Annotated in this window: 14 protein-coding genes; 6 read left to right on the top strand and 8 right to left on the bottom strand. The window is 71.6% G+C overall.

Translation table 11 applies throughout. The features are described from left to right. Positions 1-24: 24 nt before the first annotated feature. Positions 25-369 (bottom strand): winged helix-turn-helix transcriptional regulator, encoded by a 345-nt coding sequence (locus tag CF165_RS40430; protein ID WP_205661124.1) that lies wholly within the window; start codon positions 367-369, stop codon positions 25-27. Positions 370-502: 133 nt separating this feature from the next. Between CF165_RS40430 and CF165_RS40425 the strand changes: the two genes are divergently transcribed. After that, positions 503-1159, top strand: coding sequence for an NAD(P)-dependent oxidoreductase (locus tag CF165_RS40425; protein WP_093952870.1), 657 nt, complete (start codon positions 503-505; stop codon positions 1157-1159). 38 nt (positions 1160-1197) lie between these two features. Beyond that, positions 1198-2076 (top strand): TIGR03564 family F420-dependent LLM class oxidoreductase, encoded by an 879-nt coding sequence (locus tag CF165_RS40420; protein WP_093952869.1) that lies wholly within the window; start codon positions 1198-1200, stop codon positions 2074-2076. A 112-nt stretch (positions 2077-2188) separates the two neighbouring features. Here the strand turns inward: CF165_RS40420 and CF165_RS40415 are convergent, their stop codons facing one another. Next, positions 2189-3487 carry a putative glycoside hydrolase family 15 protein gene (locus CF165_RS40415; RefSeq protein ID WP_093952868.1) on the bottom strand — a complete coding sequence of 433 codons (1299 nt, stop codon included), beginning with the start codon at positions 3485-3487 and terminating at the stop codon, positions 2189-2191. Continuing rightward, positions 3469-4911 (bottom strand): exopolysaccharide biosynthesis polyprenyl glycosylphosphotransferase, encoded by a 1443-nt coding sequence (locus CF165_RS40410; protein WP_093952867.1) that lies wholly within the window; start codon positions 4909-4911, stop codon positions 3469-3471. Before CF165_RS40410 ends, CF165_RS40415 begins: the two co-directional genes overlap by 19 nt. 304 nt (positions 4912-5215) lie before the next feature. Between CF165_RS40410 and CF165_RS40405 the strand changes: the two genes are divergently transcribed. Together CF165_RS40405 and CF165_RS40400 are read left to right on the top strand one after the other, a co-directional pair. Further along, positions 5216-6031: a glycosyltransferase gene (locus CF165_RS40405; protein ID WP_093952866.1), complete on the top strand. Its 816-nt coding sequence runs from the start codon at positions 5216-5218 to the stop codon at positions 6029-6031. Positions 6032-6035: 4 nt separating this feature from the next. Beyond that, entirely contained in the window at positions 6036-7358 is a 1323-nt protein-coding gene (locus tag CF165_RS40400; RefSeq protein WP_093952865.1) for an NAD(P)/FAD-dependent oxidoreductase, read from the top strand. On the opposite strand, the gene wecB is transcribed toward CF165_RS40400, so the two are convergent. Continuing rightward, positions 7328-8503: a non-hydrolyzing UDP-N-acetylglucosamine 2-epimerase gene (gene wecB, locus CF165_RS40395; protein ID WP_093952864.1), complete on the bottom strand. Its 1176-nt coding sequence runs from the start codon at positions 8501-8503 to the stop codon at positions 7328-7330. The genes CF165_RS40400 and wecB overlap by 31 nt on opposite strands. A gap of 153 nt (positions 8504-8656) precedes the next feature. Between wecB and CF165_RS40390 the strand changes: the two genes are divergently transcribed. Further along, complete coding sequence (locus tag CF165_RS40390; protein WP_093952863.1) at positions 8657-9592, top strand: lysyl oxidase family protein; 936 nt, start codon at positions 8657-8659, stop codon at positions 9590-9592. Positions 9593-9599: 7 nt separating this feature from the next. On the opposite strand, the gene CF165_RS40385 is transcribed toward CF165_RS40390, so the two are convergent. Next, a complete protein-coding gene (locus tag CF165_RS40385; RefSeq protein ID WP_093952926.1) occupies positions 9600-10559 on the bottom strand; it encodes a sensor histidine kinase in 960 nt (319 codons plus the stop codon). Then, complete coding sequence (locus CF165_RS40380) at positions 10556-11398, bottom strand: MEDS domain-containing protein (RefSeq protein WP_143268793.1); 843 nt, start codon at positions 11396-11398, stop codon at positions 10556-10558. Before CF165_RS40380 ends, CF165_RS40385 begins: the two co-directional genes overlap by 4 nt. Before the next feature lie 195 nt (positions 11399-11593). On the opposite strand from CF165_RS40380, the gene CF165_RS40375 reads away from it, so the two are divergent. Continuing rightward, the gene (locus CF165_RS40375) at positions 11594-11848 is read left to right on the top strand and encodes a hypothetical protein (protein WP_093952862.1); all 255 of its coding nucleotides are present in this window, start codon (positions 11594-11596) and stop codon (positions 11846-11848) included. Positions 11849-11874: 26 nt separating this feature from the next. Here CF165_RS40375 and CF165_RS40370 read toward each other — a convergent pair whose 3' ends face one another. Both CF165_RS40370 and CF165_RS40365 read right to left on the bottom strand, forming a co-directional pair. Then, positions 11875-13191, bottom strand: coding sequence for a right-handed parallel beta-helix repeat-containing protein (locus tag CF165_RS40370; protein ID WP_093952861.1), 1317 nt, complete (start codon positions 13189-13191; stop codon positions 11875-11877). An 18-nt stretch (positions 13192-13209) separates the two neighbouring features. Continuing rightward, positions 13210-14656: glycoside hydrolase family 2 TIM barrel-domain containing protein (locus tag CF165_RS40365; protein ID WP_093952860.1), on the bottom strand; the 1447-nt coding region annotated here is incomplete at its 5' end.

Here is a 14656-nt window from a genome sequence, read left to right as displayed (position 1 = left end):
TGCCTCTTCCGGCACCGCGCTCGTTCAGCCTGCGGTGCTTTCGTGGGCTTCGCGGGCAGCGAGCAGTTCGGGCAGGTGTTCGCGGTTCCAGGCGCATTGGGCGGCCATCGGCTCGAACAGCGTGTGGCCCAGTGGGGTCAGTTCGTACTCGACCCGGGGTGGGATCTCGGGGTAGGCGGTGCGCGTGATCATCCCGTCCCGCTCCAGCGCCCGCAGCGATTCGGTGAGCACCTTGGGCGTGATGCCCCGCAACGGCGCCTGGAGCTCGGAGAACCGGCGGGGCCCTGATCGCAGGCACGTGATGATCTTGGCGGTCCACTTGTCACCGATGCGCATCGGCGCCGCGACGGGGGCGCAGTCGGCGAACATGTCGGGGTCCAGCGGCTCACTCACACTGCCCACCGTACGTAACTATCGTTGCGGAAACCAAGGGCTTGCCACGTAGCGTTCGCGGCATCGGCAGGTGATCGAATCCCTGCCAGGGGCGAACGGAGTGATCGCAGTGAGCAAGATCGTCGTTTTCGGTGCCGGTGGCCGGGCAGGACGCCACGCGGTGGCCGAGGCCACGGCCCGGGGCCACCAGGTCACCGCCGTCGTGCGCGACCCGCAGCAGCACCCGGACCTGGCCGGTACCGGGATAGCCGTGGTCGCGGGCGACGTCACCCAGCCGGACAGCGTGGCCGAGGTCGCCGCGCGCCACGACGCGGCCGTCAATGCCGCGGCCCGGCTGGACGTGCCGGCGGAGACCTTCTTCCCGGTCGCCGCCCGCGCGCTGCTGGACGGGCTGGCGCGGGCCGGTGTCGGGCGGTTGGTCGCGATCGGCATCGGCACGGTGCTGGAAACCGCACCCGGTGTCGCGGTGCACGACGACCCCGGTTTCCCGGCGGAGGGCAGGGCGTTCTCGCTCGGGCACGCGGCCGGGCTCGCGGCGCTGCAAGGAGCGGACACCGACATCGACTGGGTGGTGCTGGCCCCGCCGCCCGTCGTCTTGGACAACGAAGCGGCGCGCACCGGCCGGTACCGGACGGGCGGCACCCGGATCTTGCCCGTGGACGATTCGGCGACGTTCTCCTACGCCGATCTCGCCGTCGCCCTGATCGACGAGATCGAGACCCCGAAGCACCATCGCGCCCTGATCGCAGTGGCGCCGTGCGCATAGGAACGAATGTCGGCCTGGAAATCGATGGACCCAAGACGATGGCCGACATCGTCGACGAGGTCCGCCACATCGCGGAACTGGGGCTGGGTGGTGCGTGGTGGGCCGAGCGGCATACCGCCGACGCGCTCACCGCCGCGACGGTCGCCGGGCTCGCCGTGCCGGGGTTGCCGCTCGGTACGGCCGTCGTGACCACCTACCCGCGCCACCCGCTGACGCTGGCAAGCCAGGCCCTGAGCGTGCAAGCGGCCATCGGCAACCGCCTCACCCTCGGCATCGGGCCCGGCCACCGGCACCGTGTCGAGTCGGTGTTCGGACTGCGTTTCGAGCACCCGGCCCGGCACACTCGCGAGTATCTCGACGTTCTCGGGCCCCTGCTGCACGGCGAGACGATCGAGTTCAACGGCGAGATATACCAGGTCACCGGACAAACGCACACGCCGGACGCGCAACCGCCCTCCGTGCTCCTTGCCGCGCTGGGCCCGGTCATGCTGCGCATCGCCGGCGAACTCGCCGACGGAACCGTTGCCGTGTGGACGGGCCCGCGAACGATCGGAACCCATGTCGCCCCGCGGATCACCGCGGCCGCTGAGGCCGCCGGGAAGCCTGCCCCGCGCATTGTGGTCAACCTGCCCATAGCCGTCACGGAAGACGCCGACCAGGCAAGAGCCTGGGCCAGCGCACATTTCGGCGGAGCCGGCCAGGTGCCGAGTTACCGGGCCCTGTTCGACCGGGAAGGCGTACGTGGACCGGCGGATGTCGTGGTGGTCGGCGACGAACACGAGGTGGGACGGCAACTTCGCCGCTACGCCGACGCCGGCGCCACGGAATTCATCGCCGTGCCGTTCGGATCGCGCGAACAGACCGACCGCACCCTCACCTTCCTCGCCCACGTCAACCGCGAGGTGTCAGCTGGGTGACGTCGCCTGAACCGGCAACCTCAGGTGATTGGGCGGGCATCACGTGTGATGGGGGAGGCATCTCGCGTGATTGAGGGGGCATCACTCGTGTTTGGGGGGTCGACACGGGTGGTCAGGGTGAGGTGGGTGGGTCGACCAGGATCATCGCGTCCGCCGCGGCGAGCGTGATCGGGGCCGGGGTCGGAGTGGGGGTGGCGGCCGGGGTGGTGGAGGGGGGAGGCGTGGGTGCGCCGGGGGTGACCAGGCCTTCGGGCGGGGTCACCGTCTGGGTGGACGCCGTCGTGTTCACCGCGATCCAGCCGTGGGTGAACGTCCGGGTCCAGACGCCGTTGGGCAGGCGGCCGGCCGCGTCCACCGCCTCGCCCAGCCCGCTGTCCTGCAACGCCGACCACTCCGGGTTCCGGTAGTCGTCGGTGGTCGCCCGGGTCCAGCACGTCCGCGGCCCGGCGAGCAGCGCCGCGGACGCGTAACCGGTCCGCTCCTCCCGCGCGTCGTGCGTCCGCGTCACCAGCAACAGCAGCGACTCGCCGAGTGCCGCCTGGGCGCGCAGTTCCTGGAACTCGTTGCCGCGGAACGTCAGGAGGCCGCCGGACCCGCGGTCCTCGCGGAACCCGAAGTTCTCCTCCATCGCACCCCCGAAGCGGGAGTGCGCGGTCCACCGGCCCGGCACCAGGTGCGTCTCGGACACGTTGGGCACCAGGAGCTTGTTCGCCTTCGAGAAGGCGTCACCGGCCAGGGACAGGAACGCGTCGAGGCCGTCGCGGAGCTTGCGGTCGGTCTCCGCGACGTTCGCGGTGCCCGCGAGCACCGCCGACGAGTAGAAGCTCAGCGTGTTGAAGTCGTTGTCCGCGAGCACGCCGTCCCAGCCCTCGCGGGTCACCTCGCCGACGACGGCGTCGGTCCAGGCCTGCTGGTAGTCCGGGTCCCACACCGTCATCTGCCAGTGCCGGGGGAAGCCCTGCCACTCGATCCGCCGCCCCTTGACGTCGACGGCGAACCAGTCGGGGTGGTTCTGCTGCGCCGCGACGTAGCCGATGCCGCTCGGCAGGAAGGCGGCGTCGTGGCCACCGTCGACCGCGCCGGGGTAGTTGCGCGTGCTGGAGAGGTCCTTGTACACCAGCACCTTCACCTGCGGGTTGAGCTGGTGCAGCCGGCGCATCGCCGCGCTCTGGTCGGCGTTGAGCACGACGACCTCGTACCGCCGGGCCGCCTGGACGATCTCGTCCGCGGTCGGTGCCCGGCCGATCCCGTACCACCAGGCGCACGGCGCCAGCGGCTTCGGCGGGGGCGCCGAGACCGAGACCTCTTGCGCCGAGCTGGTGACGCACCCGGTCAGGCAGCCGGCCAGCAGGACGAGCACGGCCGTCAAGCGAGCCACCGGGTGTTCGCGGATCAGCGTTGCCTTCGGCACAGCAGTTCTCCCACCGTGAGAATGACGATCTTGAGGTCGAGCCAGAGGGACCAGTTCGCGATGTAGTAGTTGTCGTAGCGCGCCCGGTCCGCGATCGACGTGTCGCCGCGCAGGCCGTGCACCTGCGCCAGGCCGGTCAGCCCGGTCGGCACCCGGTGCCGGGCCCAGTACAGGTCGTGGACGGCGGAGAACTCGTGCACGAACACCGGCCGCTCCGGCCGCGGGCCGACCAGCGACATGTCCCCGCGCACGACGTTCCACAGCTGCGGCAGCTCGTCCAAAGAGGACCGGCGCAGGAACCGGCCGACCGGCCCGACCCGGCTGTCGCCCACGACCGACCAGCGGGTCTGCGAATCGTCGACGGCGGCCTGCCGGACACTGCGCAGCTTGTAGAGCACGAACGTGCCGCCGTCCATCCCGACCCGCACCTGCCGGAAGAAGACCGGGAAGCCGCTTTCCAGCGCGATCGCCAGCGCGCAGCAGGCGATCACCGGCGCGAGCGCGAAGAGCGCGGCCGCGGCCAGCGTCGTCTCGACGGCGCGCTTGACCCACCAGCTGGGCCGCCGGGTGGGCGCCCCGCCCAGCCACACCAGCGGGTAGCTGCGCAGCCGGTCGACGCCCGGCCCGTCCGGGCAGAGCTCGAACAGGTGCGGCAGCACCAGCGTGACGCATCCCAGCCGGTGGGCGGTGATGGCGGCGTCGACGACCGCGCCGTCGCCGTCGCCGGCCGGGGCGAGGATCACCGTGCCCGCGCGCAGCCGGGCGATGGCCTCGGTCAGGTCGCCGCGGATCGGCTCGACCGGCAGCCCGGCGGGCGCCGGGTCCGGTGCGGACGCCGCGACGCCGACCGGGAGCAGGCCGAACTCCGGGTGTTCCAGCATGGTGCGGACCAGCTCGCCGCCGATCCGCCCCGACCCCACCACGACGGCCCGGTCGCAGCGGCGCAGCCGGCGGCGGCCCCACCGGCCGAACGCGAAGACCGCGGGCCGGACACCTTCGCTGAGCACGGCGAAGAGCAGGACCACCTCCTGCATCCGCGCGGTGTCGTCCCCGTCCATCCCGGCCACGAGCGCCGTTCCGGTGACGAGCGCGAACGCCAGCACGGTGGTGGTGACCGAGCGCGGGAGGTCCTGCAGCCAGGAGAGCCAGAGGCGGCGGCGGTGGACCCGGCCGCCGACCCGCGTCCCGGCGAGCGCCGCGGCGGTGACCACCGCGCACACCGGGCCGGGGCCGGTCCGCAGCACCGCGGTCAGCCAGGCGGCGCCGTCGACGGCGGCGAGCAGCACGGCCACGGCGTTGACCCGGGCCAGCAGCGGGCGGCCGCGGACAGGATCGTCCCGGCGGTCGCCCCGGCGGTCACCCGGCCGGGCGCGCCGCGGCACCGGCACCGCTTCGGCGAGGACCGTGTCCTTGAGTTCAGTCACCGGTCTCGACCTCTTCTTGACATGAGGATCCTATTCTCGCTTTCTTCACGACTCAGCCATTAGAGGCAACACCGGCTCGATCGAGTGAATTTTTCCGCGACGTCCCGGAAATACACTCGATAGGGGTGTTCGACAGACCCGATCCGGTGATTTCAGGAAACACCAAGTAGTTCTGATGACGTGCGTCCTTCCGGGGGATTTTCCGGGCCACTAAAGAAACCACACAAGATAGCCGACTATCACTCGACGGCCGCACGAAACCCGGCTCCGTCCGGGTGAGCAGCACAACGATCAGAGGGGAACCGTGGCGCGCGAAGAGACCACCCTGGCCACACTGTCCGAACCGGACCGCACCGCCGGCCGGACCGGCGGACGGGCGCACGTCGTGCTGCCCGCGTTCAACGAAGAAGCGTCCCTGCCGCCGCTGCTGCACCGGCTCGCCGACGTGGCCCGCACCGAGCAGCTCACCGTCTGGGTCGTCGACGACGGTTCCGCCGACGCCACGGTCGCCGTCGCCGAGTCCGGCTACGGCGGTCTCGACGTCCGCGTCGTGCGCCACCTGGTGAACCTCGGGCTCGGCCGGGCCGTGCAGTCCGGGCTCCGGGCCGCGCTGGAGGAAGCCGGCCCCGACGACATCGTGGTCGTGATGGACGCCGACGACACGCACGACCCGGCACTGATCCGAGCGCTGCAGGCGCAGATCACCGCCGGCGCGGACGTCGCCATCTGCTCCCGGTTCGTCCCGGGCGGCGACGACCGGACCGCCCCGTTCGGGCGGCGCCTGCTGTCCCGCGGCGCGGCGCAGCTGTTCCACCGCGCCCTCGACGTCGACGGCGTCCGGGACTTCACCAGCGGCTACCGCGCCTACCGGGCGTCCCTGCTGGCGCGCGCTTCCGCCCACTGGGGCGAACGGCTCATCGAAGAGCAGGGCTTCGCCTGCATGGTGGAGCTGCTGCTCAAGCTCCGCCACTGCCGCCCGGTGATCACCGAGGTCCCGCTGGCCCTGCGGTACGACCGCAAGCAGGGACCCAGCAAGCTGAAGCTGCGACGCACCGTCGTGCAGTACCTGAAACTGCTCGTCCGCGACCGGCTGAGCCCGGCGCCCTACCGGAAGCTGTGACCCGGTGACCCCTCCCGACTCCCCGCACGTCGCCGTGATCGGCGGCGGCATCTGCGGCCTCGCCGCCGCCCACCGCCTCGTCCGGCGCGGCGCCCGGGTGACCCTGCTCGAGAGCAGTGACCAGCTCGGCGGCCTCGGCACGTTCTTCGCCGACGGCGACCGGTGGGCCGAGCGGTTCTACCACTGCGTCATGCCGTCGGACGCGAGCCTGCTGGCGTTGCTGGGCGAGCTGGGCCTGCGGGATTCGGTGCGGTGGCGCGAAACGACGATGGGCATGGTCGTCGACGGCCGCCGCCACTCGTTCAACTCCGCGCTCGACCTGCTGCGGTTCTCTCCGTTGCGGCTGCACGACCGCGTGCGCTTCGGCGTGGTTTCCCTGCTGCTGCGGCGGTTGGGCGAGGGCAAGGACCTCGACCGGCTCCGCACCGAGGACTGGCTGCGCGGGCTCTACGGCGACGTCGTCTGGGAACGGCTCTTCGCGCCGATGTTCGGCTCGAAGTTCGGACCGTCCTTCGGGGACGTTCCCGCGCTGTACCTGTGGCAGCGGCTGGGCCGGGAGCGCAACGTGGCCACCCGCGGCTACCCGGCGGGCGGCTACAAGACGATCATCGACGCCCTGCGGACGTCGATCGAGCGGGCCGGCGGCACCGTGCGCACGGAAACCCCGGTCCGGCGGCTGCACAGCGCGGGCGGCCGCGCGGTCCTCACCCTGACCGGGGGCGAGGTCCTCGACGCCGACCACGTCGTCTCCACCGTGCCGCTGCCCCTGCTGCGGCGCATCGCCGACGACGAGCTCGCCGCCCGGCTGCCCCGGACCGACCTGCCCTACCAGGGCGTGGTCACCGGCGTGTTCTTCCTCCGCCGCCCGCTGACCGAGCACTACTGGACGCCGGTGCTGCACTCGGGCACCGAGTTCGACGGGGTCGTCGCGATGTCCGAGCTGGCCGGCCTCACCGGCGACCACCACCTCGTCTACGTCATGCGCTACACCGATCGCGGCTCGCCGCTGTACCTCGACGACGACGAAGCGATCGCCGCGCGCTGGTCGGCTCAGCTCAGGGACCTGTACCCCGAGCTCGGCCCGGACGACCTCGCCCGGGTGCGGGTGTTCAAGGCGCCGTTCGTCGAACCCGTGTACCCGCTGGGTTATCTGGCCGAACGGCCCCCAGTCGCGGTGGCGGGCACGAACCTGCTGCTGGCCACGACGGCCCACGTGTACCCGGACGTCACGAGCTGGAACTCGAGCGTCGCGCTCGCGAACGACGTCACGAGCCGGATCGCCGTCCCGGCCGCGGATCAGCCCGCGGTCGCCGAGCCGGCCCGCTGAGCGAGCACGGAACCGAGCGCGGCCGCGATGCGGGCGGCGGCGGCCCCGTCGCCGTACGGTGACGGGAGCCGCCGGAGCCGCTCGCGGTGGCCGGCGACGTCGTCGAGCCACCGGGCGACCTCCGTGCCGATCCCCGGCCCGGGCGGCACCCGCACGCCGAACGTCCCGGCGATCTCGGGACGCTCGGTGCTGCGCCGCACCACGACCACGGGTCGCTTGAGGACACTCACTTCCTCTTGGATGCCCCCGGAATCGGACACGATCACGGCGGCTTCCGCGGCCAGCGCGAGGAACGCCGGGTAGGCCTGGGGTTCCAGCCGGACGAGGGGTTCCAGCAGCCGCGTCAGGCCGGCCTCCTCGACGCTCTTGGCCGTGCGCGGGTGCAGCGGGAACACGACCGGCAACGGCAGGCGGCCCAGCTCGCGCAGGATCACCTCGAGCCGGCCCGGGTCGTCGACGTTCTCCGGGCGGTGGATGGTGGCCAGGACGAACCGGTCGCGCGCCAGCCCCCTCGCCGTCAGGACGGCTTCCCGCTCGGCGGCGGCCGGGAGCGCGCTCTCCAGCGCTTCCACGACCGTGTTGCCGGTGACGGCGATCCGTTCGGCGGGCACGTTTTCCGCCAGGAGGTTCCGGCGGTTGAGGTCGGTCGGCGCGCAGCAGAGGTCGGCCAGGTGGTCGATCAGCACGCGGTTGTGCTCCTCGGGCATCGCGCGGTCGTGGCTGCGCAGCCCGGCTTCGACGTGCACCAGCGGAAGGTCGTGCGCGTTGGCCGCCAGCGCACCGGCGAGCGCCGACGTCGTGTCGCCCTGCACGACCACCACCCGGCCGGGGTGCGCGGCCAGGACTTCGTCGACCGCGCTGACCGTCCGCCCGAGCTGGCCGCCGCGGCGGCCGGCCCCGACGCCGAGATCGTGGAACCGGCCGGACGGCGGCAGGTCCGCGCGGATGCGCGAGTACAGCGAGTGGTCGTAGTGCTGTCCGGTGTAGACGACCGCGCACCCGTCGCCGAAGAACCGCATCAACGGCGCCAGCTTGATCAGTTCCGGCCGCGTCCCGCAGACGAGCGTGATTCCCCCGGTCCCGGCCGGCGGCACTTCCGGGGCGCCTGCGGCCGATTCGCGGAAAGGTGCGGTGGTGGTCGGCATGCGGTGATTTCCCTCCGGGGACGTCGGTTCGCCCGCACGCTACTCACCGCAGCCGCGAGAACAGTGGCAGCTCAGTCGATTGTGTGACACGACGGCGTGCCGGGACCCCCTAGAATGGCGCGGTCGGAAAGACCGGACAGGACGGCGCAGCCCTTGCTCAAGAAACACGCGGTATTGGCGGCCGTGGTCCTTTTGGTCGCCGCCGCCTCGGCCCCTCGTGCCGACGCGGCTCCGGACGTCTTCCTCCCCGATCTGCGTCAGGCGATCCCGGGGTGCGCGGGCGGGAGTTCCGGTGACCTCGCGCAGTGCGACGCCTGGGACGTGTGCCCGGTGATCGACCCCGCGGTACCCAGCGGGCGGTGCGTCCCGGCGAACGTGGCGAAAGCCGTCCGGCTGCGGTTCACCAGCGCGGAGGAGAACATCGGTGACGGGCCGCTGCTGCTCTTCGGCCATCGTGACGACACGAACCAGGACACCATGTCCGTCCGCCAGGCCCTGCGCAACGGCTCGGACGGCTCGATCCCGGCCGGCTACACCTCGGCGCAGCGAGCCACCCGGGCTTTCACGTACTACGAGCCGGCGGTCGCCCACCAGCACTGGCACCTGATGAACTTCGAGCACTTCGCGCTGGTTTCCCCGCAGGGCAAGACGATCGTCACCGACCGCAAGAACGGCTTCTGCCTCGGCGACCGGTTCGCGGTGGCCGACGTCGGCACCCTCGACCACGTCCCGGGCGACACCGGCCCCGACGCCGACCTCGCCGGGACCCTCCGCTCGAACCAGTGCCGCCACCACGAACCCACCGCCCTCGACGTGCTCGAAGGGATCTCGGTCGGCGCGGGCGACGACTACAGGTACACCGTGGACTTCCAGTGGCTGGACATCACGCACGTCCCGGCGGGCACGTACGACCTGGTGAACACGGTCAACGCGGACCGGACGCTGCTGGAAGCGAACTACCGCAACAACTCCTCGGCCGTCGCCCTGACCATCGAATGGCCGCAGGGAATGCCGGGGCCGGACGCGATCCCGGCGGCCCCGGTCGTCAAGTTCCTGCGCGCCTGCCCCGGTCAGCCCCGCTGCGCGTGAGCGGTCTTCAGCCGCCCGTCGCCGGCCGTCCCGCCGTGAGCCGGACCGTGAAGCCCGTGTCGTCGCGGTGCAGCGCGACCTGGCTGCAGATCTGGTGCGCGATCCACAGTCCACGGCCGCCTTCCGGGCGGTCGGCGGGGAGCAGCCCGGCGAACGGGTCGGCGGGGCCCCGGCCGGCGTCGCGGACGGTGACGACCATGTGCTCGCGGTCGGCCCAGATCCGCAGCCGGACCGGCGAACGGCCGTGGCGCAGCGCGTTGTCGGTGATCTCGCTGACGGCGAGGACGAGGTCGTCGATTTCCGCGGCGGGCAGGTCGGTCTTGTCGGCCGCGACCACGGCCCGGCGGGCGGCCGAAGGCTGGGGATCGGTGAGGTCGGCCAGCGGCGTGGTGTGTTCGATCGGGTCGGGCGTCACCGGCCGCGGGCCGGCCAGGAAGGACAGCGGGTCGACGTAGCCGGCGTTGGCCCGGTGGCCGCCGCCGGGGGTGGCCAGGAAGGGGTGGGTGCGGGCGACGTCGTCGAGTACGTGCCGCGGTGTCGTGCGGGTGTCGTAGGCGCAGACGCTGCGCAACGGGAACTCGTCGTAGGCGTGGTTGACCGCCGCTTCGTAGCGGGCCCACCAGTCCCAGGACGTGTCGATCGCGGCACGCGGCACTTCGCCGACGATGCGGATGCCCGCGGCGCCGCCGGCGACGAACCCGGCCATCAGTTCGCGGTAGGACTTGATCGCGGCGGCGGGCCGCGCGTAGAGGTCGCCGGCCGGCAGGAAGTGCGTGCCCGGCGAGGGCGCGAGGGCGGCACGCACCAGCTCGGCCCGGTCCGGTTCCAGCGAAACGACGGTCTGTTCGCCCGCCGCCAGCCCGCCGGCGAGGAACGGCACGACGACGGCGAGCAGTTCCGCGTCGGAGGCGTAGTGCACCGCGGCGTGCTCGTAGCCCCGCTCGGCGGTGCCGGGCCCGGCGCTCACCACCCGAGTTCCACGCGGACGCGGGTCAGGCCGAACAGCTCGCACAGGCGCGCCGGGGTGGACAGCCGCGTCCGCAGGACGACCGTGGTGCCGCGCCGCTCGGCGTAGTCGGCGACGTCGAACAGGCTGCGGTGGTCGATGAAGTCCAGGTCGCCGGCGTCGATCGCGATCGTGCCGGCGGTGGAGGGCAGGTCGGCGCGTTCCAGCGCCAGCGGCCACACCCGGCGGACCGCCATGTCCAGCTCCCCGTCCAGCGCGGCGGCGCTCCCGTCCCGCGCGTGGCTGTGCAGGTGGAACGAGGTCGCGCCGTGGTGAGCGGCGGGGTGCAGGCACGCCAGCTGCGCGACGGTTTCCGCCCCCAGCTCGGTCAGGTCGTAGCCGCACATCGCCGACATCGGGTGGGTGGCCATGTAGCGGTCCGCACTGTGCTCGTAGCGGGCGAACGCGTCCAGCTGGGCGGGCGTGCGGACCAGCGACGTCGCGTCGGCGGCGACCCGCAGGCCGGTGAACCCGTCGGCCAGCGCCTCCGAAGTCGCCGCGGCGTAGAACTCGACCTGACCGGCGGGGTCGACGACGGCACCGCTGGCGTAGGTCGACTCCACCGACGCGAACCGGACCGCACCGCGGCCCACGCCCTCCTCGAACCACCCGGCCGTCCGCAGCTGCCCGGTCAGGACGGCCTCGTCACCCGGGGCGACGTAGAGGACCCGCGCCCCCTCGGCCAGCCCTTCGGCCAGGAACTCCCGCGCCCGGGCCAGGAACTCGCTCCGGCGCCGGTAGCCCCAGCAGACGTGGTCGCGGGCGATCGGAAACCCGCTGCTGTCCCGCTGTCTCGGCATTCGCACGGGCCGACCATACGCGGCGGGCCCGCGGCGCCGTGGAGGGTCTCGTCCGCCCGGACCAGGCATGTCGCGATATTTCCGCACGGTGATCGAGTGGTTTTCACCTGATCGAGCGAGACCTGATCCGGCCTCCCCGGCCGTCCGGCGCGTTTCGCGGCCACGCCGCCGAGGTATCCGCGGAGGTGATCCGCCGTGACGACCGAGGGGGCCGGGATGGACGTCGAGAAGATCAAGCGCCGCCGCTACTTCCGCACGCTGGTGTGGTGGCCGTTCCTGCTGGTGCTCCCCGTCGCGTTCGGCGTCGAACTGCTCGTGCGCGCCGGGCTGCACCACCGGAGTCTCGACCCGGGCCATGTCATCGCCGCCGCCGTGGAGGCGATCGCCGCCTGGCTGTTCTTCGCCGGTCTGTGGCGTTGGATGATCCGCCGGGACCAGCCCGGTCGCTGAAGGCGGTTCCACCGAACTCGGCCTTGTCAGGACTCGAAAGCACCGAGGTCCGGAGCCTTCCCGTTGTAGGGCAACCCGACGTTGGTGCCCTTGTCGATCAGCGAGCTGTTCGCCGCGAGCCGCAGGTTGGGCAGCACGGGCAGGCTGCCGTCGGCCTGGCGCGCAGCGTCCCACCCGGACGTCGACACGCTCTTGAACTGCGCGTCCGACAGCGTGACGCTCAGGTTCCAGGAGTTGTACGACGTGCTCGTGCCCGACATGTTCGACGTCAGGGAACCCTTGTAGGCGATGTTGTTGCGCAGGTTGCCCAAGCCGGTCGCACCGCCGCTCGAAGTGATCCCGAGCATGTTGAAGTCCGGGTTGTTGTTGTAGCCGGTGTTGTCGAAGTAGTCGTTGGCCAGCGTGTGGTGGTTGGCGTAGAACCCCGCCGCCTTGTTGTTGAACGCCACCGAGTTCCGGACCGCGTGCTTCACGCCGTTGCTGACGTACTTGCCGCCGTAGCCGCCCATCTTGAAGCCGTTCCCGTTGCCGGACGACGTCGTCGTCTCCGGCAGGTAGCCGTTGCGCCACGCCCACGAGTTCTCGATGGTCACCGAGGAGAACGCGTTGATCAGGTCGAACCCGTCGTCGGAGTTCCACCACGCGCGGCAGCCCCGGAACACGTTGCCCGGGTGGTTGGCGGAGATGTGCGCGCCGAAGCCGTCGGCGCTTTCGCCCGCGCCGTTCGACGTGAGCGGGTCGTAGTTGTCGTGGGAATCGGAATTGACGACGAGGTTGCCGCCACCGTCCTGGATGAACAGGCCCGGTCCCATGTTGTTGTGCAGGTTGAGCAGTTCGAACGTGTTGTCGCTCCCGGAGATCCAGATGCCCCAGGACTCGTGGTTGAGGTTGTTGTTCTGCGGGACGCCCTTGACCTCCAGGCCCTTCAGGTGGATGTAGTTCCCGGTGACGTCGAAGCCCTTGATCCGGCAGTCGTCGCTCACGCGGGAGAAATCGAAGACCGGCGTTTCGCCCGGGTAGGCCCAGTAGCGGATCGGGTTGCCCGCACTGCCGCTCTTGTTCAGGGTGATCGCGTCCACCCGGTCGGTCTGGCTCGCGCAGGCCTTGTTCGCGCGGGAATAGCTGTAGGTGCCGCCCCGGAGGTAAACGGTGTCACCCGCCTGCGCGACGGACTGGGCGTGCGCGACCGAAGCCCAGGGAGCGGTCTGCGTCCCGGCGGCGCTGTCACTGCCCGCCGGGGCGACGTAGTAGGTCGTGCCGGCCGCCGGGCTGCTCGCGGCCACCGGGGCACCGGCGACGGCGACGGCGACCGCCGAGAACACGAGGAAGGCGAAGATCTTCATGCACAACTCCAGGATTCTTCAGTCGCAGCTGCCGGAACACGGCACGAACGGTGCCGTGGTGCCGGTCAGCGTGGTCGTGCCCGTGGTCAGGCCGCCGGAGCTCGCGGTCACCGTGATGGTGCCCGGGCCCGTGGCCCGTACCAGGGCGTAGGCGACCCCCTGGTACGCCTTCCGGACGGTGCCCCGGAAGCTCTCCTGCACCGGACTGCCGCTGTCGACCGCCACCAGCACGCCCGGCCCGCTCACGCTGAACGTGACCGCGGCGGAAGACCCGGTCACCACGCGACCGGAGGAGTCGGCCACGGTCGCCTTCACGTACGAGACGTCGTCGATGTCCGTCGACACCGTGCTGTGGTCGGGTGACAGCAGCACGCGGGTCGCCGTGGTGCCGGTCGGCGGTGGCGACGTCGTGGGCGCACCCCAGGTGCGCTGCCACGAGTATCCGATCGGCCGCACCGTGCCCACGCCGTCCATCAGGCCGAAGTCGCCTTCGCCCCGGGGCCACAGCCCGTCGGCCTCCCCCAGGTATGCCGCACCGGTCCAGAGGAAAAGGCCGGTCACCATGGCGTTGTTCCGGACCGTCGTCCACGCGGAGGTGTCGGTGCCCATCTCGGTGAACAGGCCGGGCCGCGCCGGGGACGTCTTCGCCGCCTGGATGACCTCGTCCGGCCGGTAGTTGCCGCCGAAGTCGTCCACGATGGTCCGGGTGGCGCCGGTGACGTCACCGCTGTCCGCCGGCCGGAACAGGGCCTGGGTGACCGGACGGCCGTCCAGGGCGTGCGCGATCGAGACCATCCTGGTCAGCAGCGGCGTCCGGGTGGAGATCGAGTCGCGGATCTCGTTGCCGGTGCTCCACATCGCCACGCTGGGGTGGTTGCGGTCGCGCATGACGATGCTGGTCGCGTCGACCTGGTACCAGGGCACCGAGCCGCTCGCGCCGGGCACGGCGGGCGTGCCGGTCGGCGAAGACGCGGTCCGGTTGAAGTACGTCGCGTAGTCGCCGACGTCGGAGTACTTGTGCTGGGTCCAGACGTCGAAGAACTCGTCGAGGACCAGGAACCCCATCCGGTCGGTGAGCTCGAGGAACGCCGGGCTCGGCGGGTCGTGCGCGGTGCGGATGGCGTTGACGCCGAGCGCCTTCAGCTGGGCGAGCCGCCGCTGCATCGCGCGTTGCGGGGCGGCCATCCCGAGCCCGTGGAAGTCCTGGTGCAACGCCACACCCTGGAACTTCACGCTCTTGCCGTTCAGGCTCATGCCCGTCGAGGCGGTGAAGGCGACGGTGCGGATGCCCACGGACGTGATGTCGTCGTCGACGGCGGTCCCGCCGACGAGGACGTTCGTCGCCAGCGAGTACAGGTTGGGGTTGGTCAGGTCCCACAGCCGCGGGTTGCTCACCGCCACGTCGTAGGCGAAGGTGGCCGACGCGCCGGCGGCGATGGTCTTGGCCGCCGTGGTGACCGCGGGC

It is taken from the genome of Amycolatopsis vastitatis (assembly GCF_002234595.1).
Classification (GTDB): domain Bacteria; phylum Actinomycetota; class Actinomycetes; order Mycobacteriales; family Pseudonocardiaceae; genus Amycolatopsis; species Amycolatopsis vastitatis.
This window is presented reverse-complemented; position numbering and strand designations above follow the sequence as displayed.

Coding starts and splice junctions, on each gene's coding strand:
- CF165_RS40430 (WP_205661124.1), bottom strand. CDS start 369: ATGTTCGCCGACTGCGCCCCCGTCGCGGCGCCGATGCGCATCGGTGAC.
- CF165_RS40420 (WP_093952869.1), top strand. CDS start 1,198: ATGGCCGACATCGTCGACGAGGTCCGCCACATCGCGGAACTGGGGCTG.
- wecB (WP_093952864.1), bottom strand. CDS start 8,503: ATGCCGACCACCACCGCACCTTTCCGCGAATCGGCCGCAGGCGCCCCG.
- CF165_RS40380 (WP_143268793.1), bottom strand. CDS start 11,398: ATGCCGAGACAGCGGGACAGCAGCGGGTTTCCGATCGCCCGCGACCAC.
- CF165_RS40370 (WP_093952861.1), bottom strand. CDS start 13,191: ATGAAGATCTTCGCCTTCCTCGTGTTCTCGGCGGTCGCCGTCGCCGTC.